At 72.8% G+C, this 20,015-nt stretch carries 19 protein-coding genes; 6 read left to right on the forward strand and 13 right to left on the reverse strand.

The annotated features are described in order from the left end of the window. Positions 1 to 73 precede the first annotated feature (73 nt). From IH80_RS0112400 to IH80_RS0112410, 3 genes are all read right to left on the reverse strand, one after another. Positions 74 to 1,501 carry a GNAT family N-acetyltransferase gene (locus IH80_RS0112400; protein ID WP_030960075.1) on the reverse strand — a complete coding sequence of 476 codons (1,428 nt, stop codon included), beginning with the start codon at positions 1,499 to 1,501 and terminating at the stop codon, positions 74 to 76. Between the two features lie 111 nt (positions 1,502 to 1,612). Next, positions 1,613 to 3,181, reverse strand: coding sequence for an alkaline phosphatase D family protein (locus IH80_RS0112405; RefSeq protein ID WP_030960076.1), 1,569 nt, complete (start codon positions 3,179 to 3,181; stop codon positions 1,613 to 1,615). Between the two features lie 304 nt (positions 3,182 to 3,485). Continuing rightward, entirely contained in the window at positions 3,486 to 4,340 is an 855-nt protein-coding gene (locus IH80_RS0112410) for an alpha/beta fold hydrolase (RefSeq protein WP_030960077.1), read from the reverse strand. Positions 4,341 to 4,628: 288 nt separating this feature from the next. Between IH80_RS0112410 and IH80_RS0112415 the strand changes: the two genes are divergently transcribed. Then, positions 4,629 to 5,396, forward strand: coding sequence for a GntR family transcriptional regulator (locus IH80_RS0112415; protein WP_030960079.1), 768 nt, complete (start codon positions 4,629 to 4,631; stop codon positions 5,394 to 5,396). A gap of 131 nt (positions 5,397 to 5,527) precedes the next feature. Here IH80_RS0112415 and IH80_RS0112420 read toward each other — a convergent pair whose 3' ends face one another. The 3 genes from IH80_RS0112420 to IH80_RS0112430 form a co-directional block, all read right to left on the reverse strand. After that, positions 5,528 to 6,685: an ROK family transcriptional regulator gene (locus IH80_RS0112420; protein WP_030960081.1), complete on the reverse strand. Its 1,158-nt coding sequence runs from the start codon at positions 6,683 to 6,685 to the stop codon at positions 5,528 to 5,530. Positions 6,686 to 6,786: 101 nt separating this feature from the next. Further along, the gene (locus tag IH80_RS0112425) at positions 6,787 to 7,437 is read right to left on the reverse strand and encodes a response regulator transcription factor (RefSeq protein WP_030960082.1); all 651 of its coding nucleotides are present in this window, start codon (positions 7,435 to 7,437) and stop codon (positions 6,787 to 6,789) included. Positions 7,438 to 7,441: 4 nt separating this feature from the next. Beyond that, complete coding sequence (locus IH80_RS0112430) at positions 7,442 to 8,620, reverse strand: sensor histidine kinase (protein WP_030960083.1); 1,179 nt, start codon at positions 8,618 to 8,620, stop codon at positions 7,442 to 7,444. Between the two features lie 108 nt (positions 8,621 to 8,728). On the opposite strand from IH80_RS0112430, the gene IH80_RS0112435 reads away from it, so the two are divergent. The 4 genes from IH80_RS0112435 (at position 8,729) to IH80_RS0112450 (ending at position 11,435) form a co-directional block, all read left to right on the forward strand. Next, the gene (locus tag IH80_RS0112435) at positions 8,729 to 9,640 is read left to right on the forward strand and encodes an ABC transporter ATP-binding protein (protein WP_030960085.1); all 912 of its coding nucleotides are present in this window, start codon (positions 8,729 to 8,731) and stop codon (positions 9,638 to 9,640) included. Positions 9,641 to 9,668: 28 nt separating this feature from the next. Next, the gene (locus IH80_RS0112440; RefSeq protein ID WP_030960086.1) at positions 9,669 to 10,418 is read left to right on the forward strand and encodes an ABC transporter permease; all 750 of its coding nucleotides are present in this window, start codon (positions 9,669 to 9,671) and stop codon (positions 10,416 to 10,418) included. A 40-nt stretch (positions 10,419 to 10,458) separates the two neighbouring features. Beyond that, positions 10,459 to 10,896, forward strand: coding sequence for a hypothetical protein (locus tag IH80_RS0112445; protein WP_030960088.1), 438 nt, complete (start codon positions 10,459 to 10,461; stop codon positions 10,894 to 10,896). Between the two features lie 71 nt (positions 10,897 to 10,967). Further along, positions 10,968 to 11,435, forward strand: a complete 468-nt coding sequence (locus IH80_RS0112450) for a hypothetical protein (protein ID WP_234432216.1) — start codon at positions 10,968 to 10,970, stop codon at positions 11,433 to 11,435. A 58-nt stretch (positions 11,436 to 11,493) separates the two neighbouring features. Here IH80_RS0112450 and mug read toward each other — a convergent pair whose 3' ends face one another. The 5 genes from mug to IH80_RS0112475 form a co-directional block, all read right to left on the reverse strand. Further along, positions 11,494 to 12,048 (reverse strand): G/U mismatch-specific DNA glycosylase, encoded by a 555-nt coding sequence (gene mug, locus IH80_RS0112455; protein ID WP_037879728.1) that lies wholly within the window; start codon positions 12,046 to 12,048, stop codon positions 11,494 to 11,496. Continuing rightward, complete coding sequence (purB, locus tag IH80_RS0112460) at positions 12,045 to 13,478, reverse strand: adenylosuccinate lyase (protein WP_030960092.1); 1,434 nt, start codon at positions 13,476 to 13,478, stop codon at positions 12,045 to 12,047. The genes mug and purB overlap by 4 nt, the downstream gene beginning before the upstream one ends. 71 nt (positions 13,479 to 13,549) lie before the next feature. Continuing rightward, positions 13,550 to 14,332 (reverse strand): SGNH/GDSL hydrolase family protein, encoded by a 783-nt coding sequence (locus IH80_RS0112465; protein ID WP_030960094.1) that lies wholly within the window; start codon positions 14,330 to 14,332, stop codon positions 13,550 to 13,552. Between the two features lie 63 nt (positions 14,333 to 14,395). Further along, a complete protein-coding gene (locus tag IH80_RS0112470; protein WP_030960095.1) occupies positions 14,396 to 15,421 on the reverse strand; it encodes a hemolysin family protein in 1,026 nt (341 codons plus the stop codon). After that, positions 15,418 to 16,761, reverse strand: coding sequence for a hemolysin family protein (locus tag IH80_RS0112475; RefSeq protein ID WP_030960096.1), 1,344 nt, complete (start codon positions 16,759 to 16,761; stop codon positions 15,418 to 15,420). Before IH80_RS0112475 ends, IH80_RS0112470 begins: the two co-directional genes overlap by 4 nt. Before the next feature lie 230 nt (positions 16,762 to 16,991). On the opposite strand from IH80_RS0112475, the gene IH80_RS0112480 reads away from it, so the two are divergent. Further along, complete coding sequence (locus IH80_RS0112480; RefSeq protein ID WP_030960097.1) at positions 16,992 to 17,414, forward strand: GNAT family N-acetyltransferase; 423 nt, start codon at positions 16,992 to 16,994, stop codon at positions 17,412 to 17,414. A gap of 585 nt (positions 17,415 to 17,999) precedes the next feature. On the opposite strand, the gene IH80_RS0112485 is transcribed toward IH80_RS0112480, so the two are convergent. Both IH80_RS0112485 and bioD read right to left on the reverse strand, forming a co-directional pair. Beyond that, complete coding sequence (locus tag IH80_RS0112485; RefSeq protein WP_030960099.1) at positions 18,000 to 18,557, reverse strand: GNAT family N-acetyltransferase; 558 nt, start codon at positions 18,555 to 18,557, stop codon at positions 18,000 to 18,002. A gap of 696 nt (positions 18,558 to 19,253) precedes the next feature. Further along, positions 19,254 to 20,012, reverse strand: coding sequence for a dethiobiotin synthase (gene bioD, locus IH80_RS0112495; RefSeq protein ID WP_030960101.1), 759 nt, complete (start codon positions 20,010 to 20,012; stop codon positions 19,254 to 19,256). Positions 20,013 to 20,015 lie beyond the last annotated feature (3 nt).

The raw sequence follows: 20,015 nt of genomic DNA on the forward strand, positions 1-20,015 counted from the left end.
GTTTGGCCGGATCCGAGCGGAGGCGCCCGCTCCGGGGGAGCGGGCGCCCGCGGGTGCCGTGGCCGGCCAGGGTTCAGTACGGGCGTCGCTGGGCCCCGTGCTCGTGCGGCAGCCCGACGGGGAGCTCGTAGGCGAGCCGTGAGCCGACGGCGGTGGCGTCCAGCCGGGCCGTGATCACCAGGGTGCCCTCCTCGATCTGGTAGTCGAGGGGGAGGCCGAGGCCGCGCATGGCGGCGACCATGCCGGTGTTGGCGGCCTGGGTGACGGCGTACACGCTGTCGCACCCGGCCTCGACGGCCATGGCGAGGAGCCGGCGCAGCAGTTCGGAGCCGATGCCGCGGCGCTGCCAGTCGTCCTCGATGAGCAGGGCGACCTCGGTCTCGTCACCGTCCCACAGCAGGTGGCCGAGGGCGACGAGCTTCCCGGACGCGGTGGTGGCGGCCAGGGTGCGGCCGAAGCGGGGGCTGAGCAGGTGACCCAGGTAGCGGTCGGCGTCGGCGACCGGGCCGTGGTAACGCAGCCCGAGGGTCCGCTCGGAGCAGCGGTCGTGCATGGCGCGGGCCGCGGGCAGGTCGGAGCCGTCGGCGCGGCGCACGGTGATCTCGTTGCCCTCGGGCAGCGTCAGTACGTCCTGGCTGCGCGGGACGCGCGGGCCGAGCCGGGCGTCGAGCTCGACCAGGGCGCGGGCCCGGGCGAATTCGGTGGGGGTGAAGGGCAGGTACGGCCGCTCCACGGTGATCGCGCCGCCCGAAGGGTCGCGCAGCCGCATGACCGTGGCCTCGAGGACCCCCTCGACCGGGGCGTCCGCACCGGAGTTCGGGCGGCCGGAGAGCGTGGTCGCCGGGATCGAGTGGATCGTGCAGCGGCCGAGGAGCTGGCGCAGGGCGAGGGGGAGCTCGGCGGCGTCCAGCGCAGTGCGGGTGGCCAGGCCCAGCAGCCGGGTCGGGGTGTCGACGAGGTCGTGGGCGTCGGCGCGCTCGATCCAGGTGCTGTGGCCGCCGGCCCGGGAGACCGCCCGGGTGAGGTCGGCGGAGGGAAGCTGCTGCGGGGCGCGCAGCAGGAACTCGTCCACCGTGCCGCCCTCGGGCAGCGGGTGCGTCTGCAGCGTCAGGATGTCCACGCCGTGGTGGGCGAGGGCGGTGCAGAGGACGGCCAGGGAGCCGGGCTGGTCCCGTACGGTCGTGCGCATCCGCCACAGGGCGGTGGCCCCGGCCTCGCCGGGGGCGGCGGGCTCCGACGCCGCCGGATCGCCGGGCGGCGGTGTGCTGGGCGGCGGCGCATGGCTGTGGCGCCGCGCCCACCAGGTGTGGAAGGCGGCGGTCACCAGCAGCGCGACGGCCGAGGCGACCAGCAGGACCGGGCCCCTGGGGCCGTGCACGACGAGATTGGCGATGCCGTCGGCGACCGCGACGGCGCAGAACAGTGCGGCGAGTTCGACGACGTCGCGGCGCCAGTGGTGACGGTGGGGACGCTGGGCGGAGGCGTGGATGCGGTCAGTCATGCACACCACTGTTGCTCAAGGGTGTTGCGTGATCACGAACGATCTGTGACCGACTGGTTAAGTGTCCATCTGGCCGATTTCACCCAGTTTTCGGGGCTCTTTCCGGACGTCCTACTGGCCCACCCGGCCGGGCTGCAGGGTCCTGGTGAAGAGTACGCCCCCTCCCTGGCGCCGCAATCGGACGGTGAGGTCCCCGCTGCCGCCGTCGATGTCGACCTCCCCGTAGTACGGCGGGTTCTCGGAGGGCGACATGTTGGCGAAGGGAGCCGACTGGACGAAGGCCGTCTCGGGGCCGAAGGTGGCGTCGAGCCGCCCGGCCGGGAAGCCGCCCGCCCCGATGGGGCCGGACACGAACTCCCAGAACGGAGCGAAGTCGGTGAAGGCGGCCCGCTCGGGCGCGTAGTGGTTCGCGGCGGTGTAGTGCACGTCGGCCGTGAGCCACAGGGTGCCCGTGATGCGCCGGTGCTTGATGTGCCGCAACAGCTCGGCGATCTGCAGTTCCCGGCCCAGTGGGGCGCCCGGATCTCCCTGGGCGACGGCCTCGAAGTCCGCGGCCCCGTCGGGGACGACGATGCCCAGGGGCATGTCGGCGGCGATGACCTTCCAGGTGGCCCGGGAGCGGGCGAGTTCGCGCTTGATCCAGGCCAGCTGCTCGGTGCCGAGGATGCCGATGGGGTCCTCGGCCTGGCCGCCGGGGGAGTTGGCGTTGCGGTAGGTGCGCATGTCGAGGACGAAGACGTCGAGGAGCGGGCCGTACCGCATCACGCGGTACATCCGGCCCTCGGCGCGGCCGCCGCGCAGGTCGGTGACCGGGAAGTACTCGCCGAAGGCCCGGCGGGCGCGGGCGGCGAGGACGTCGGCCTCCCTGACCGTGTAGCGGGGGTCGTCGATCAGCTGGCCCGGGTACCAGTTGTTGCGCACCTCGTGGTCGTCCCACTGGGCGAGGACGGGGACCTGGGCGTTGAAGCCGAGCAGGTTGCGGTCGAGCAGGTTGTAGCGGAAGTTCCCGCGGAACTCGTCGAGGGTCTCGGCGACCTTCGACTTCTCCGAGGTGGTGATGTTGCGCCAGACGGTGCCGTCGCGCAGGGGCACGGCCGCCTTGATCGGGCCGTCGGCGTAGACCGTGTCGCCGCTGAAGAGGAAGAAGTCGGGGTCGCGCTGCCGCATCTCGTCGAAGACGCGGTAGCCGCCGACATCGGGGTTGATGCCCCAGCCCTGGCCCGCCAGGTCCCCGGACCACAGGAACCGCACGTCGCGGCGGCGGGAGACCGGGGTGGTGCGGAAGGTGCCGTGGACCGGCTCGGCGGTGCGGCGGGGGTCGTCGGGGTCGGCCAGGACGACCCGGTAGTGGATCTGCTGCCCGGGCGGGAGGTCGCGCAGGACGGTGGTTGCGGTGAAGTCGCTCGACGGGCCGAGCAGCGGGCCGCGGTGGCGGCGTACGGCGTAGCGGAACGCCTCGCTCGGCGAGGTTTCGACGTACATGCGCGCGGGGCGGTCGGAACGGGCCCACACGGTGGCCGCGTGCGCGGTGATCTCGCCGGACTGGACGCCCCAGTGCGCGTTGGGCCGGCCGGAGCGGGCGAAGGCGGGGGCGGCGAGCGCCGGCGCGGCGAGCAGCGCGGAGGACAGGGCGAGGGAACCGCCGATGAGGGACCGTCGGGTGTGCGGGGTCGAAGCCATCGGTGCGTCTCCAGGGGGTGGCGAGGACGGGTCGGACCAGCGTGCCGTCGCGCACCGGCCCGGCCGCGTCGCCCACGCGAACCGCGGGTGAACAGCCGCCAGCCGCTCATCCGTTCAGACGTCCGACCTCTTGACTCGGACCGGTTCCGCGCCCTCACGGTCCGGCGCGTTCACCGGTCCGGTGCGTTCGCCGGTCCGGTGCGTTCGCCGGTCCCGTGCTACGGCAGGTCCCGTGCACCGGCCGGTCCCGTGCACCGGCACTTCCCGTACCCGGCCCTTCCCGCACGCTCAGCGAGCGGTGCGCTCACGCGACGACCGGAACCGCGGCGCTACGGGCCGTGTCGAGCACCACGCGGGCGACGAGCGCCGGATCGTCGCTCATCGGGACGTGGCCGCAGCCGGGGAGGCGGACCAGCCGGGCGCCGGGGACGGTGTGCTTGGCGCGGATGCCCTGGCGGCGCAGCAGCAGGCGGTCGCGGGTGCCCCACGCGATGGTGACCGGCAGCCCCGGCACGTCGTCGGTGAAGCGTACGGAGCCACCCGCGGCCAGGGTTTCCTCGAACCCGGTGGAGTGGCGCAGGGCGAGGGTCTCGGCGACCACGGCCTCGGGCGAACGGCGCGACGGACGGGCGTAGATGGTGCCGGTGAGTGCGGTCCGGCCGGCGGCACTGCGCGAGAGCCGGTGGACGGCGGGCAGGGGCAGCGCCCTGGCGCCGGCCCGCATGGCGAGCAGCGCGGCGAAGGCGTAGCGACGTTCACCTTCGGTCCAGAACCCGGCGGGGGAGAAGGCCGTGACGGAGCGTACGAGATTGCTCCGGCCCATTTCGAGGGCGAGCAGGCCGCCGAGCGAGTTGCCCGCGACGTGCGGGCGCTCGACGCCGAGGGCCGTGCAGAGTGCTCCGAGCGCCGGGGCCACGGTGTCCAGGGAGTACGGCAACCCCTGCGGCAGCGGCTCCGAGGCGCCGAAACCGGGCAGGTCGACGGCGATCACGTCGTGCTCGGCGGCCAGGATGTCGGTCACCGGGTGCCAGGCCTGGAGGTGATGGCCTATGCCGTGCAGCAGGAGAAGCGGTTCGCCCGATCCCTTGCGTTCGTAGGCGACGGTGGTGGCGCGGGGGCCGAGCGGCGAATCGATCGTGAAGGAGACCGTGGCGGTCATGCTGCTCCTCGTCGGTTGGACTGCTGCGAGACAGGCTGTCAGGAGTGCCCACCGCCATGATTACCGTCGGGTAGCCCTTGACTACAAGCCTTTGTGGGCTACGAGAACATCCCGTGAACGGCTTGCTACATATGCCCGATCTGCCCGGCAAAGGTACGAGCATTGGTCTTGACCAAGGGGGTGCACCGTCCTATCGTCGCAGGGATAGTGCAGGAACCTTTAATAAACAAAGGCGCGGAACTGCCGCTGGAACACACGGCGAGTGCAGCGATGGCAGGAGGACTCAGGGTGGGGACCACGCAGCTCGAAACGGTGCCGGAGCCGAAGTACTGGCACCTCAAGACCGTCCTCAGCGAGGCGCTCGACCAGGACTTCGCCGTCGGCGAGGTGTTGCCCAACGAGCGTGAACTCGCGGCCCGCTTCGGAGTCGCCCGCGCGACCCTGCGCCAAGCGCTGGAGCAGCTGGAGCTCGAAGGCCGGCTGCAGCGCCGCAGGGGTGTCGGCACCACCGTCGCCCCGCCGCGCGTGGGCGTCGCCGTCGGCAGCGCGCAGCACAGCTGGCCCGGGGAGGGCGTCGACGGCTGGGAGCCGCAGGACGCCTCGGAGTCCCTGCCGTCCGCCGCGGTGGTGAAGCTCCTCGGCACCGGTGGGGCGTTCGCCGCCGACCAGCCGGTCCACACCGTGCGCCGGACCAGGATGACGAACGGTCAGGCCGTCGCCGCCGAGCTGCTGTACGTCCCGGCCGCCTCGGTGCCCGGGCTGCCCGCCATCGAGGCCCCGTCGGGACCGGCCCGCGCCCGTGCCGTCCTGCGCGAGTTGCAGCGGCTGGTCCTCGACGGTCAGGACCGCTCGGTGGAGCTCGGCTCCGCCCGGGCCGACGACGCCAAGGAGCTGGACCGGCTGCCCGGGGCACCGGTGCTCCTGGTCACCACCCGGTACTTCACCGCGGCGGGCACGGCAGCGGTCTCGGTGGCCACCTACCGCGCCGACACCTGCCGTCTCACCTTCGGCGACTCGGGCGGCGTGGAGATCACGCACGAGCCCGTCGCCTCCTGAGCCGCCCCGCCCCACCCGGCTCCTGAACCGCCCGAGCCGGTACGGCCGTGGTCGTCATCCCGCAGGTGCGGGACGGCAGAACACGGCCGTACCGGCTCTCGGGCTTTCCGGGTGCCGGGGGAGGAAGTGCGTCAGCGGCGGCGGGCCGTGACGGTCTTCTCCACGGCGAAGAGCTCCCCCTCGACGTGGTCGAGCGCGAGCCGGAGGGCACCGGTCGCCACCGCCGCCTCGCCGAGCAGTGACAGGGCCACCCGCGGAGGGCGCAGGCAGTAGCGCTCCAGCTCCCGGCGCAGGGGATCCAGGACCCCGTCCAGGCCGGCCGCCCAACCGCCGACGACCACCAGCTCCGGATCCATCGCCAGGACCAGCGCCGCCACGTCGTGGACCAGCCGCTGCAGGAAGCGGTCCACGGCGGCGATCGCCTGCTCGTCGCCCCGCTTGGCCATCGCGAAGACTTCGGCGACGGCCGGCTCGTCCAGCGGGTGCAGCGGCTCGCCCGTCGTCGACAGCAGCCGCTCGGGCGTCGCCTCACGGCCCAGCAGGTGCAGGGCACCGATCTCCCCGGCGGCTCCGCCGAAGCCCCGGTGCAGCCGGCCGCCGATGAGCGAGCCCGCGCCGGGACTGAGGCCCGCCATCACGAAGACCATGTCCCCGGTGTCCCGTGCGGCTCCCTTCCAGTGCTCGGCGACCGCCGCCGCGTTGGCGTCGTTCTCCACCTGCACCGGGCAGCGGAACGAGCGCCGCAGCCGGTCGCCGAGCGGCAGCCCGGTCCAGCCGGGCAGGGCCGTGCCGAGGCGCACGGTGCCGTCCGCCTCCACGATCCCGGGGCTGCCGACCCCGACCGCCCGCAAGGAGTCCCGCGGCACGCCGGCCCGGCGCAGCAGATCGGCGACGGCCGCCCGCACCCGCTCCAGCCGCTGGTCGGCCGAGGCCGTCTCGGCGACCTCCTTGGTGCCGGCGCCGATGATCCGGCCGTCCAGCCCGGACAGCAGCACCGCGACGCGGTGCGAGCCGATCTCAATGCCGAGCAGGTGGCCCGCCTCGGCCCGGAACCGGAACCGTCTGGCCGGCCGCCCCTGGCGCCGCGCGCCCTCCTCCGCCTCGGCCTCGACGACGAGCCCGGTCCCGATCAGCCCCTCCACGACCCCCTCGACGGTCGGCCGGGAGAGCCCGGTCAGCCGTGTGAGGTCGGTGAGGGTCGGCGACCCGGCCGTGCGCAGTGCCCGCAGCACCACCGCGGAATTGATCCGCCGGAGCAGAGAGGGGTCCCCGCCGGTCAGCTGCCCCAACGTGTGTCCTCCCAGCTAGCGAGCTTGTCAGCCGGATCGTACTGCGCACCGGGTACGGCGGCGAGAAGCAGCCCCCCATCGGCCGGAGCAGGCCCTTCCTCTCAGGCGGGGGAGACGAAGCCCGACTCGTACGCCGTGATCACCGCCTGGGTGCGGTCCCGCGCCCCCAGCTTCGCCAGGATCGCGCTGACATGGGACTTGACCGTCTCCGTGCCGATGATCAGCTCGGACGCGATCTCCACGTTGGTGAGCCCCCGCGCCATCAGCCGCAGGACCGCCTCCTCCCGCTCGGTCAGAGCGGCCCGCTCCAGCACCGCCCGCGCCTGCCGGTTGCCGTACTCCGCGGCCAGGGCCCGCACCGCCGCCGGGAAGAGCAGCGTGTCGCCCTCCGCGACCAGCCGTACCGCGTGCACGATCTCCGAAGGCCGGGACCGCTTCAGGAGGAACCCGTCCGCGCCGGCCCGCAGCGCCTGGTAGACGTACTCGTCGTTCTCGAAGGTGGTCACCACGAGGATCTTCGGCGGGGAGTCCACCGTCCGCAGCACCGCGCGGGTCGCCTCGATCCCGTCGAGCAGCGGCATCCGTACGTCCATGGCCACCACGTCCGGCCGCAGCTGCCGCACGAGCGGGATCACCGAGGCGCCGTCGGCCGCCTCACCCACCACCTCGATGTCGGGCTGGGAGTCCAGGACGGCGCGCAGACCCGCGCGGACCAGGGGTTCGTCGTCGACGAGCAGTACGGTAACCGGCATCCGGTCAGCGTATTCGCTCCAGCGGAAGTCGGGCGCGCACCCTCCAGCCACCCTCGTACGGTCCGGTCTCGGCCTCCCCGCCCAGCAGCGCGGCCCTCTCCTTCATCCCGCGCAGTCCGCTGCCGCTGCCCACCGTGACGACGGGCCGTTCCGGCAGCGTGTTCGTCACCTCCAGTTCCAATCGGTCCGCGGTCATCTCCACCCGCACCCGGACCGGTACGGGCCCGCAGTGGCGCAGCACGTTGGTGAGCGACTCCTGCAGGATCCGGTACCCCTCCCGGGTGACCGGCCCGGGCAACTTCTCCAGCGGTCCGGTCAGTTGCGCGTCCACCTCCGAGCCGGAGGCCCGGGCCGACTCCAGGAGCCGGTCGGCCTCCGCCAGCGTCGGCCGCTGCGACGGCGGCTGACCGGACTCCCGCAGCACTCCGAGGACCCGCTCCAGGTCCTCCAGCGCAGCCCTGCCCGTCTCCTCGATGGCGCACAGCGCCCGGTCGGTGAAGGCGGCATCGCCCGCGGCGCGCGCCGCCCCCGCCTGCACGACGGCCACGGTCAGCGCGTGCCCGATCGAGTCGTGCAGTTCCCGCGCGATCCGGGTCCGTTCCAGCAACTGCTCCGTACGCGCCTCCAGCGCGCTCAGCCGCTCGGCGGCCGAGGGACTGAGCAGCCGGGTGGCGGCTGCGGTGATCAGCTCGCCGAGCAGGACCACGACGACCATCAGGACCAGGAGGGGAACGGGTGCCAGCAGCGCGGCGACCCAGCGCTGCTCGGGTACCAACGGCGCCAGCGGACCCGGATCCAGGGAATGGCCGAGCGCGCTCGCGATGAGATCGACCGTCAACGTGGGCATCCAGACGGTGGCGGCCACCGCGCCGAAGGCGATGACCATCCGCGTCTCCAGCCACAGCACCGTCCGCCATCGGTCTCCCCAATGTGCCGAAGGAGCCAGGCTTATGGCGCCGTCGGCCGAGCCGCGGTCGTACGGCGTGAGCAGGAACTGTGCCTGCAGGCCCTCGGCGAGCCGCACCCAGGGCACCAGGCCGAAGGGCAGGACGATGAGCAGCGGCCCCCACGGCCACTCCGGAACCACGAACATCCATATGGCCAGCAGCAGCAGGGGCACGCAGAGGTGCAACCAGCGTGAGTAGGTCACTGGTCGCAACGGAGCCCGCAGCAGTCGGTACATGCCCCCATCGTGTCAGTGCCCTGCTCGGGTCCGTCTCCCCCGTGTGGGGGAGACGGCACCCTCGCGCGGGGGAGGGAAGGGGGTGGGGCCGGCGGCGAATCTTGAGCCATGAACAGCATCGAGATCCGAGAACTGACCAAGGCATACGGCGCCCACCGTGCGGTGGACGGCCTCACCTTCGATGTACTGCCCGGGCGGGTCACCGGGTTCCTCGGCCCCAACGGCGCCGGGAAGTCCACCACCATGCGCCTGCTGCTGGGCCTGGACCGGCCCACCTCCGGTACGGCGACCATCGGCGGCCGACGCTACCTGGACCTGGCCGACCCGCTGCAACGGGTCGGCGCCCTGCTGGACGCGCAGTCTGCCCACGGCGGGCGAACCGCCCGCGACCACCTGCGCTTCCTCGCCGCCGCCGGCGGCATTCCGGTGCGACGGGTGGACGAGGTCCTGGAGCAGGCCGGGATAGCGTCGGTGGCCAAGCGGCGGATCAAGTCCTTCTCACTCGGCATGCGTCAGCGCCTCGGCATAGCCGCCGCGTTGCTGGGCGACCCCGGGGTGCTGCTCCTGGACGAGCCGACCAACGGCCTCGACCCCGAGGGCATCATCTGGATCCGCGAGCTGATGCGCGGCCTCGCCGCCGAAGGGCGCACCGTGCTGGTCTCCAGCCACCTGATGTCCGAGACCTCCGCTCTCGCCGACCACTTGGTCGTACTCGGCAACGGCAGGCTTCTTGCCGACACCTCGATGGCGGACTTCATCGAGGCCCGCAGCACCCGGCGGGTGCGCCTGCGCACCTCCGACCCGGGCCGGCTGCGGTCCGCCCTGGCCCGGGACGGCTTAGAACTGGCCGCCGCGGAGCAGGGGCGATGGACCGTCGAGGGCATACACGCCGAGCAGCTCGGAAACCTGGCCGCCCGTGAAGGCATCCCCGTGCTGGAACTGTCCGACGAGCGCGCCTCGCTCGAACAGGCCTATCTCGATCTCACCGCCGATCACGCGCAGTTCACCGCTACCCGCTGACTTCCCCGAACCTTCAGGAGGCCCCGCCATGCGCGCCGCTCTGCCCACCGTCCCCACCCTGCATTCGGAATGGATCAAGATACGGTCCCTGCGCGGCACCCTCGGGGGCCTGATGGCCGTCGTCGTCGCCACCGCGGGCATCCAGGCGCTGACGGCAGCCGCCTTCGGCCAGTCCGAGGACGGCAGCATGGGTGACGATCCGCTCTTCGCGGCCTATTACGGCATTTCCTTCGGGCAGATCGCAGCCATGGTCTTCGGTGCGGGCGCCGTGTCCAGCGAGTTCCACAACGGCGCGCTGCGCACCTCGCTGGCGGCGGTGCCGAACCGCACCCGCTTCTACCTGTCGAAGATCGCCACAGTGGGTGTCCTCGCCCTGCTGGTGGGTCAGGTCACCGGGCTGGTCACCTTCGTCGCGGGTCAGGCGTTCATGGGCCGGTACGCCCTCGAGGTAGGGGACCCGGGTACCTACCGTGCTGTCGTCGGCAGTGGGCTCTACCTCACCCTCATGGCGTTGCTCGCGGCCGGGCTGACCGCCGTACTGCGCAGTGGGACGGTCGTGCTGAGCCTGCTCATACCCTTCGTGCTGCTCGTTTCCTTCGTCGTCGGCGAGGCCGCGGGGGGCGCGGCCCAGTACCTGCCGGACCGCGCCGGGCAGTTGGTGTTGCACGCCCAGACGCAGGGCGATCTCGGCCCCTGGACCGGGCTGGGTGTGATGGCCCTGTGGGCCACGGCCGCGGTGGTCGGCGGCTGGCTGGCGGTGCACCGCAGGGACGCGTGACAACAGGCCAGTTGTCAGTGCTGCTCGGGATACTGGCGGCATGACCACGGCAGAGCACCTCGAGACGATCGACCGGCTCCTGGCGCAGGAATTCCCGAGGGAGCCGGTCAGGACCGTCGACAGCAGCGGCGGTCCGGGCTTCCACCTGGTGCGTCTTTCCCGGACACGGCACTTCTGGGACGACGACGGCTCGGGCCGGATCGAGGCGGCCGACCAGATCAGTGCCGAGTACGGGGCGATCACCCAGGCCATGACCGACCGGTGGGGGGAGCCGCAGGTCTTCAGTCTGGGGACGGTGCTGGAGCGTGGATTCGAGGGGGAGGGGATAGAGGAGCCGTGGAGCGAGCTGAGCAACTGCACCGACCACGTCCATCTGTGGCGGGCCGGAGAGCGCTGGCTGGTGGTGTGCGTGGCTCAGTGGGACCGCGATGACCCCTACCTGCTGACCGCAGGGGTCACCGTCGTGGACCCGCCGTAGGGCAGGGCACCGCGGTACCGGCCAGGAGGGTCGTGTCGGTGGCCCGCACTAGAGTGCCGCGCGTGAGTGACATGTACGAGCTGATGATTGCCGTCGACCTGCGGGACGAGATCTCCGAGTCGGAACTCGCCGAGCTGAGCTGGCATCTGGGGGTCGGGCCGCAGCCGGAACGCCTGTCCATCGTCACACGGTTCCCGGTCGTGGTGACGGACGACTCGGAGATCCCGCGGGTGGAGGACGACCCCCGGCCACTGCTCGCCGGAAGGGGCGCGGCGTGGCGGGTGGGCGGTGTGCTCTGCTCGGCCCTGGCGAGTCGTGCGGCCCTGACGACGAAGGGCTGGGCGCTGATGTCCCGGCAGGAGATCCACCCCGACGAGTTCGACGAGGTCGGTGAGCTGCTCCGCTGGCTGGCGGCAAGGGCCCACCCGACGCACCTCCGGGAGGACGGCGCGGTCGCCATCGGATTCCTCAGGTTCCATGAGGACGAGGTCCCCGAAGTGCTCCGGGTGGAGAGCGGGAAGGTCGGCTGGCCGGCCTGAGCACCCGCCAGGGTGCTGTCTCCCTGCTCGCCGCCGGATCCGCGGCCGGAGCGAGCGTTCAGGGGCGCTGGTCGTCGGGGGAATGCGCGGCCTCGCGGAGGCGGGCGTATTCCTGGGCCATGGACTCGGCGGTCCAGTGGGCGTTGAGGCCGCTCGGGTTGGGGAGGGCCCAGATGCGCGTGGAGCCGATCGTGCGTTCCTGGGGGCCGATCTGCGCCGTCCGCTCGCCGAAGGCGGTGCGGTAGGCCGTGACGCCGACCACCGCCAGCCACTGGGGGCGCAGCCGTTCCACCTTGGCCGTCAGGATGCGGCCGCCCTCGCGGAACTCCTCGGCGCTCAGTTCGTCCGCGCGGGCCGTGGCGCGCGCCACGACGTTGGTGATGCCGAGGCGGTAGGTCAGCAGTTCCTCCTGCTCCGCGGGAGCCAGGCGGCGCGGGGTGAAGCCCGAGAGGTGCAGGACCGGCCAGAAACGGTTGCCGGGGCGGGCGAAGTGGTGGCCCGTCGCGGCGGAGAGGAGACCGGGGTTGATTCCGCAGAACAGGACACGCAGACCGCCCGCGACCACGTCCGGGAGGACGCGGTCGCGGGCGGCGGCCAGCTCTTCGGGGGTCAGAGGATCGACCCCGGCGCGTACCCGGCGGCCTCCGGGTGCTGCTTGGCGATCGCCTCGATACGGGAGACCACGGTCGAGACCTGGTCGCCCGCGGCGCCGGTGAAGGAGAGCTTGTCCGCCATGAGCGCGTCGAGCTGGGCGCGGTCCAGCGGCATCCGCTCGTCGGCGGCCAGCTTGTCGAGCAGCTCGTTGCGCTCGGCGCCCTGCTCGCGCATGGCGAGCGCGGAGGCCACCGCGTGCTCCTTGATGACCTCGTGGGCGGCCTCGCGGCCCACGCCCGCACGCACCGCGCCCATCAGGACCTTGGTGGTCGCGAGGAAGGGCAGGTAGCGGTCCAGCTCGCGGGCGACGACCGCAGGGAAGGCACCGAACTCGTCGAGGACCGTCAGGAAGGTCTCCAGCAGGCCGTCGAAGGCGAAGAAGGCGTCCGGCAGGGCCACGCGGCGGACCACGGAGCAGGAGACGTCGCCCTCGTTCCACTGGTCGCCGGCCAGCTCGCCGGTCATCGAGGCGTAGCCGCGCAGGATGACCATCAGGCCGTTCACGCGCTCGCAGGAGCGGGTGTTCATCTTGTGCGGCATCGCGGAGGAGCCGACCTGGCCGGGCTTGAAGCCCTCGGTGACCAGCTCGTGGCCGGCCATCAGGCGGATCGTCTTGGCGATCGACGACGGGGCGGCGGCCAGCTGGACCAGCGCGGTGACCACGTCGTAGTCGAGGGAGCGCGGGTAGACCTGGCCGACCGAGGTGAAGGCGTGCGCGAAGCCGAGGTGAGCGGCGATGCGCTGCTCCAGGTCGGCGAGCTTGGCGGCGTCGCCACCGAGCAGGTCGAGCATGTCCTGGGCGGTGCCGACGGGGCCCTTGATGCCACGCAGCGGGTAGCGCTCGAGGAGGTTCTCCAGGCGGTCGTAGGCCACCAGCAGCTCGTCGGCCGCCGTCGCGAACCGCTTGCCCAGGGTCGTCGCCTGCGCGGCCACGTTGTGGGAGCGGCCGGCCATGACCAGCTCGGCGTGCTCGCCGGCCAGCTTGCCGAGGCGGGCGAGCACGGCGACCGTGCGGTCGCGGGCCAGCTCCAGCGAGAGGCGGATCTGGAGCTGCTCGACGTTCTCGGTGAGGTCGCGGGAGGTCATGCCCTTGTGGACGTGCTCGTGGCCGGCGAGGTCGTTGAACTCCTCGATCCGGGCCTTCACGTCGTGCCGGGTGACCTTCTCGCGCTCGGCGATGGAGGCGAGGTCCACGTCTTCCAGGACGCGCTCGTAGTCGGCGAGGGCCGCGTCCGGGACCTCGATACCGAGGTCCTTCTGGGCGCGCAGCACGGCGAGCCACAGCCGCCGCTCCAGCGTCACCTTGTACTCGGGGGACCACAGGACGGCGAGCTCCGCGGAGGCGTAGCGGCCGGCCAGGACATTGGGGATGCGGGGCTTGGCAGTCACGTGTAGGGATTCTACTTGGGCCGCAGCTGTGTGTTTACGCAGGTCGGGCCACCGCTCGTGATTGTGCCTTGCTACGAGAGCGGTGCGTCCCCGTAGGGCTGCAGTTCGGGGCGCTTGGCCGGGCGGCCGTCCCCGGAGGAGCGGCCCGTCAGACGGCGGCCGATCCAGGGGAGCAGGTGCTGCCGGGCGAAGCTCAGGTCCTGGGACCGGCGCGCCGTCCAGCCGGGCGGCTCGGCGACGGGCAGCTCGGTGCGCCAGTCCAGCTCGGCGGGCAGGCCCAGTGTCTGCCAGACGGCCTCCGCCACCCGGCGGTGGCCCTCGGGCGTCAGGTGCAGCCGGTCGACGTCCCACATCCGGGGGTCCGCGAGGACGGGCGCGCCGTAGAGGTCCACCACCAGGGCGCCGTGCCGGGCGGCGAGTTCGTCGAGGGTGGCGAAGAGCTGCTCCATGCGGGGACGGAAGCGTTCCATCACCGGCCCGTTGCGCCCCGGGGAGCGCATCAGGACGAGCTGCTTGCACGAGGGCGCGAGCAGCTCCACGGCCGTCTCCAGGTGGGCGCGCACCCGGCCCATGTCCACCTTGGGGCGCAGGGTGTCGTTCAGCCCGCCCACCAGGGTCACCACGTCCGCGCCCATCGCGGCCGCCACCGGGACCTGGTCCTCGGCGATCTGGCCGATCAGCTTCCCGCGGACCGCGAGGTTCGCGTAACGGAAGTCCGGCTCGCGTGCTGCGAGACGGGCCGCCAGCAGGTCGGCCCAGCCGCGGTAGGAGCCGTCCGGCAGGAGGTCGGACATGCCCTCGGTGAAGGAGTCACCGACCGCGACGAAACTGGTGTAAGACGCATTGATCTCCATGGCGGAGCGATGTTACCGCGCGGTACCCCGGCCCCGCAGGGCCGGGGGCCACGCCGCTGAGCACTACGCGGAGGCCGGCCTTCCGAACAGCTCCCGCAGGACGTCCTCCATCGTCACCAGACCCGTCATGGCACCCTCCGCCCCCAGGACCGCCGCCAGGTGGGTACGGCTGCGCCGCATGGCGGTCAGCACGTCGTCCAGCGGCGTCTCCGCCCGGACCTGCGCGATCGGGCGCAGCGCCGACGCCGGGAACGGCTCGTCGCGCGATTCGGCGTCCGCGTCCAGGGCGTCCTTCACGTGCAGGTAGCCCAGGATGCCCTGCTGGGCGTCGACCACCGGGAAGCGGGAGTACCCGCTCTCCGCCGACAGCCGCTCCAGCCCGGTCGGAGTGATGCCCTCACGGGCCGAGATCACCCGCTCCGCGGGCAGCACCACGTCGGTCACGGGCCGCCGGCCCAGTTCCAGGGCGTCGTGCAGGCGTTCGCTCGCCCGGTCGTCGAGGAGCCCGGCGTCGCTGGAGTCCTTCACCATCCGGGCCAGCTCGTCGTCCGTGAACGTCGCCGAGACCTCGTCCTTGACCTCCACCCGCAGCAGCCGCAGCAGGGCGTTGGCGAAGGCGTTGATCGCGAAGATCACCGGTCGCAGCGCACGGGTGAGGGTCACCAGCGGCGGTCCCAGCAGCAGCGCCGTGCGCACCGGCTCGGACAGCGCCACGTTCTTCGGCAGCATCTCGCCGAACAGCATGTGCAGGTACGTCGCCAGCGCCAGCGCCACCACGAAGGAGATGGCGTGCGTCAGCCCGGACGGCACCCCGACCAGGTCGAAGAGCGGGGTCAGCAGATGGGCGATGGCCGGTTCGGCCACCACGCCCAGCACCAGGGTGCAGAGGGTGATGCCGAGCTGTGCCGCCGCCATGAGCGCCGACACGTGCTCCAGGCCCCACAGGACGGCGCGGCCGCGCCGGTCGCCCTGCTCGGCGTACGGCTCGATCTGGCTGCGCCGGACCGAGATCAGCGCGAACTCCGCGCCGACGAAGAAGGCGTTCACGACCAGGGTCGCCAGGCCGATCAACAACTGGATCACGGTCATCGCGCGTCCTCCGTCCCGTCGGCCGAACCCGCGGCCCCGACGGGCGCGTGCAGCAGCACCCGCGCCGCCCGGCGCCCGATGTCGTCCACCACGTCCAGCCGCCAGCCGTCCAGCTCCAGGCTGTCGCCGACGGCCGGGATCCGGCCCAGCTCGGTCGCTATCAGGCCGGCCAGGGTCTCGTACGGGCCGTCCGGCACGCGCAGCCCGATCCGCCCGAGCTGGTCGGTGCGCGCGGCGCCGTCGGCGGAGTAGAGCTGACGCCCGGAGTCGTCCCTGCCGGCCGGGGCGAGGTCGGGGGTCTCGTGCGGGTCGTGCTCGTCGCGCACCTCGCCGACGACCTCCTCGACGATGTCCTCCAGCGTGGCCACACCAGCCGTGCCGCCGTACTCGTCGATGACCACGGCCATGGTCTGCTTGCCCGACAGGCGGTCCAGCAGCCGGTCCACGGTCAGCGACTCCGGTACGAGGAGGGGCTCGCGGAGCAGCTGCGACACCGGTCGGCGGCGCCGCTCCTCGGCGGGCAGCGCCAGCACGTCCTTGATGTGGACCGTGCCGACGACGGTGTCGAGACTTCCGCGGTAGACCGGGAAGCGGGACAGGCCGGTGGCCATCGTCGCGTTCGCGACGTCCTCGGCGGTGGCCTGCACGTCGAGGGCAGTGACCTGGACGCGCGGGGTCATCACGTTCTCCGCGGTCAGATCGGCCAGGTTCAGGGTCCGGACGAACAGCTCGGCCGTGTCCTTCTCCAGGGCGCCCTGCTTGGCGGAGTGCCGGGCCAGGGCGACCAGCTCCTGCGGGGTACGCGCGGAGGCCAGCTCCTCGGTCGGCTCCATGCCGAAGCGGCGCACCAGGTGGTTCGCGGTGGTGTTGAGGTGGCTGATCAGCGGCCGGAACGCCCGGCTGAAGACCCGTTGGAAGGTCGCCACCCGCTTGGCGATCGCCAGTGGCGAGGAGATGGCCCAGTTCTTCGGCACCAGCTCGCCGACGACCATCAGGACGACGGTGGACAGGACCGTTCCGAGGACCAGGGCCGTCGAGGACGCGGCGCCCGCCGACAGCCCCATGGCCTCGAACGGCCCCTGGAGCAGGGCGGCGATCGAGGGCTTGGAGATCATGCCGATGACCAGGCCGGTCACGGTGATGCCGAGCTGGGCGCCGGAAAGCTGGAACGTCAGGGTACGGACGGCCGACAGGGCACTGTCGGCGCCGCGCTCACCGCTCTCGGCGGCCCGCTCGAGCTCGCTGCGCTCGACGGTCGTGAGGGAGAACTCGGCCGCGACGAAGACTCCGCAGGCAAGGCAGAGCAGCAGTGCCACGACGAGCAGGAGCACCTCGGTCATCGGTCGATCACCTCCGTCCCATGATCGGCCAGGAGGAGGGGGATCGCGCGGTGTCGCGAACGGAGACGTCGCGGGGGTCGCGGAGTGCTGTGTCGTGGACTGGGAGGCTCGCCCATGGGCGGACGCTCACACCTTTCACTCGAGAGGGATCTGTCCCCACATGGTAAAGGACGAGCAAAGCAGGCGGATCATCCTTTCGGCGGAGCGCGGCCGGATGATGGGATCCGGGCATGAGTGATCTTCATATCGGCCCGGCGGCGGCCGGCGACCTCGGTGACGTACTGGAGTTCTGGAAGACCGCCGCAGAGGGGACGAGTATCAGCGACGACCTCGCGGGCGTCGAGCGGCTCCACGAGCGTGACCCGCAGGCGCTGCTGCTCGCGCGCCGCGACGGTGAGCTCGTCGGGACCGTGATCGCCGGGTTCGACGGCTGGCGCTGCCACCTCTACCGGCTCGCCGTGCACCCCGGGCACCGGCGGCAGGGGATAGGCGCCGCACTGCTGGCCGCTGCCGAGGAGCGTTTCGCCGGCCTCGGCGGGCGGCGGGCCGACGCGATGGTGCTCGACCGCAACGAGCGGGCGCACCCGGCGTGGAAGGCGGCCGGGTACGGGCCGCAGGAGCAGTGGACGCGTTGGGTGAAGCGGCTCGGCTAGGAGCTGTCCGGCCGACCGTGTGACGGTCGCCCGGCAGGATCTTCGCCCCGTGCGGGGGCGGGGTGGGTGATCCGAGTGATGCAGGGGGGAACGGCTGCGGCCGTTCGTCCCGGTCAGCAACGGTCGGTGCGGCCAGTGGCAGGACCACCGGCAGGTCACCGACTGCTGCGCCGGGTGCGGACCGGCGTGCAGTGGCGCGATCTGGCGGTAGCCATCGGCCACGACCCGGTCGCGCGCGACTCCTCGGCGAACGGCCCGCCACCCTCGAGGAGGCGGCCGGCCTCTCCCACCGGCTGACCCGCATCCACGGGCCGGCGCCGGGCACGCCCGGACGCCCCGGCAGGACCGGCCGACGGGCGGGATCGCCTTCCTCGGCCGGGACACGGCCCGTCAAGCCCCTCCATGAGGCCGCCGACGGCGCCTGCCACGTCACCCCCCGGTTCGCCGCCCGAGCCCTCGGCCTCGGCCGGACGGACGCTCCGGCCCTGCGCAGGCTCCTCGGCTGCGACGCCCCGCTGCTCCCGCTGCCCTGAACCGCAGCCGGGCCCGGCCGCACCACCGTGTGGCGGGCCCGGCCGCCGGACGTCAGGCGCCGTACTGCGCACCCGGCCATTCCGTGCGCAGCATCCCGAACAGCACGCTGTCGTAGCGTTCGCCCGCGACCAGGACGGCGGACCGGCGGCGGCCCTCCTCGCGGAACCCGGCCCTGGTGAAGGCGCGGACGGCGCGCTCGTTGCCGCTCCAGGTGTCGAGTTCGACCCGGTGCAGTCCGAGGGCTCCGAACAGATGCCCCACCAGCAGGCGCAGCGCGTCGGAGCCGTGGCCGCGGCCCCAGCGGTCCCGCTCTCCGATGGTGACGCCCACCGTGGCGAGCCCGGCGACCGGATCCAGATCGCGGTAGTCCACCATGCCGATCACCGTGCCGTCGGCCAGGTCCTCTACCGTGAAGACGGCCGACTCCCTCGGGTTCAGCCTCAGCATCGTCTCGAATCCGAGGCCCACGGCCTCGGCCGTGACCGGGCCGAAGCACGGATCGCCCCCCGTGGCCCAGTGGACCACTTCCGGGTCGTTGCGCCACTTGAGGTGCTGCTCCGCGTCCTGCGCGCGGAGCGCGCGCAGCCTCACCAGCTTTCCTTCGATCATGCACATGATCGTAGGGCGGACGCACTGTCGGTGATCTTGATTTTCGGCGGCCGGCAGGGTCCGGGGCGGGCCCGCTCACCCGCCGGTGAGGGCGGCGCTGAGCCGGCGGCGAGACCGACTGGGACATCTCGGTCCACTCCACCATCGTCCGCGCGCATCAGCACGCGGCCGGCGCCCGCGCAGATTCGCCCCCGGCCCCGGGATCAAAAGGGGCCGCAGGGACGGAACACCCGGACGAGACGCCGTGGCAGAGCGCTTCTCGCCCGCCTGGTGGAGGTGGTGCGGGAGGCGAGGGCCTGGGGCCCTCGCGGCGGCTTTACCAGCAAGCTCCGTCCGAGCGCGGACGGCCGCTGCCGCCCGCTGTCCCTGGTCGTCACGCCAGGTCAGCGTGGAACTGCTACGCGACCCAGCACTAGACGCCCTGGTTCTGGCGCCGGGCGCTGCTGACGAGAGCAGCCAGATCACCCACGCTCGCCTCGGCGATCTCCGTGCCGAGGACCTCGATGGTGCTCACCGGGCATCATGCCCGACTGCCTACAGCCATGATCGGCCGGAGCAGTCCTGCGAGGAGCCGCCGTCGCTTCCCTCCGGGAGGGGAGGCGCGGGGTCCGGGGCGCCACCGATCGGGGCTCCGCCCCGGACCCCGCGCCTGGGCTCCGCCTGGGCTCGGCCTGGGCTCCGCCCCGGACCCCGCGCTCAGACGCCGGCGGGGCTGGGAGAGGTGGCGGGATAGGGCGGGGGGGACCAGGTGGTGAGGAAGGTCTCCGCCGACCAGGTGCCCGACAGCGACGGGGCCAGCCAGGAGGGGGCCGCCGCGCGGAAGCGCTCCGGGGGCAGCGTGCCCGAGCCCTCCGGGACCGCGCCCAGGAGCGGCACCTCCGAGGACTTCGGGAGGTCCGCCAGGTTGCACCGGGCCGCAAGGTCCGCGGACTGAGGCCAGCTCCCGACCACCACGCCCAGCGGGGCCAGGCCCCGGGCCCGCAGCCCCTCCGCCGTGAGGGTCGTGGAGTTGAGGGTCCCCAGGCCCGCCTGGGCGACGATCAGCGTCGGGGCGTCCAGCAGGCGCGCCGCGTCGGCCAGGGTGTTGCCCGCCTCGTCGAACCGCACGAGCAGCCCGCCCGCGCCCTCCACCAGGACCAGGTCGTGGTCCTCGGACAGCCGCCGGGCCGCCTCCGCGATCTGCGCCGGGGCCAGCGTCGGCAGACCCGCCCGCCGGGCGGCCGTGTCCGGGGCCAACGGCTCCGGATAGCGGGCCAGTTCCATCGCCGTGACGGCGGAACCGGCCAGCCGCACCACCTCCGCGGCGTCCCCCGGCTCGTGCGGGCCGACGCCGGTCTGCGCCGGCTTGAGCACCGCGACCGAGCGGCCCGCCGCCACGGCCGCCGCCGCGACGGCCGCGGTGACCACGGTCTTGCCGATCTCCGTGCCCGTCCCGGACACGATCAGTACGGTCATCCC

Origin of the sequence: Streptomyces sp. NRRL S-378, from assembly GCF_000720645.1 — a bacterium.
Lineage (GTDB): Bacteria > Actinomycetota > Actinomycetes > Streptomycetales > Streptomycetaceae > Streptomyces.

Excerpts from the sequence above, each read along its gene's own strand:
- IH80_RS0112435 (WP_030960085.1), top strand. The coding sequence starts at position 8,729 with ATGAACAGCATCGAGATCCGAGAACTGACCAAGGCATACGGCGCCCAC.
- IH80_RS0112425 (WP_030960082.1), bottom strand. The coding sequence starts at position 7,437 with ATGCCGGTTACCGTACTGCTCGTCGACGACGAACCCCTGGTCCGCGCG.
- IH80_RS0112480 (WP_030960097.1), top strand. The coding sequence starts at position 16,992 with ATGAGTGATCTTCATATCGGCCCGGCGGCGGCCGGCGACCTCGGTGAC.
- IH80_RS0112445 (WP_030960088.1), top strand. The coding sequence starts at position 10,459 with ATGACCACGGCAGAGCACCTCGAGACGATCGACCGGCTCCTGGCGCAG.
- IH80_RS0112465 (WP_030960094.1), bottom strand. The coding sequence starts at position 14,332 with ATGGAGATCAATGCGTCTTACACCAGTTTCGTCGCGGTCGGTGACTCC.
- IH80_RS0112450 (WP_234432216.1), top strand. The coding sequence starts at position 10,968 with ATGTACGAGCTGATGATTGCCGTCGACCTGCGGGACGAGATCTCCGAG.
- IH80_RS0112430 (WP_030960083.1), bottom strand. The coding sequence starts at position 8,620 with ATGTACCGACTGCTGCGGGCTCCGTTGCGACCAGTGACCTACTCACGC.
- IH80_RS0112405 (WP_030960076.1), bottom strand. The coding sequence starts at position 3,181 with ATGGCTTCGACCCCGCACACCCGACGGTCCCTCATCGGCGGTTCCCTC.
- IH80_RS0112470 (WP_030960095.1), bottom strand. The coding sequence starts at position 15,421 with ATGACCGTGATCCAGTTGTTGATCGGCCTGGCGACCCTGGTCGTGAAC.
- IH80_RS0112475 (WP_030960096.1), bottom strand. The coding sequence starts at position 16,761 with ATGACCGAGGTGCTCCTGCTCGTCGTGGCACTGCTGCTCTGCCTTGCC.
- IH80_RS0112410 (WP_030960077.1), bottom strand. The coding sequence starts at position 4,340 with ATGACCGCCACGGTCTCCTTCACGATCGATTCGCCGCTCGGCCCCCGC.
- IH80_RS0112440 (WP_030960086.1), top strand. The coding sequence starts at position 9,669 with ATGCGCGCCGCTCTGCCCACCGTCCCCACCCTGCATTCGGAATGGATC.
- IH80_RS0112400 (WP_030960075.1), bottom strand. The coding sequence starts at position 1,501 with ATGACTGACCGCATCCACGCCTCCGCCCAGCGTCCCCACCGTCACCAC.
- bioD (WP_030960101.1), bottom strand. The coding sequence starts at position 20,012 with ATGACCGTACTGATCGTGTCCGGGACGGGCACGGAGATCGGCAAGACC.
- IH80_RS0112485 (WP_030960099.1), bottom strand. The coding sequence starts at position 18,557 with ATGATCGAAGGAAAGCTGGTGAGGCTGCGCGCGCTCCGCGCGCAGGAC.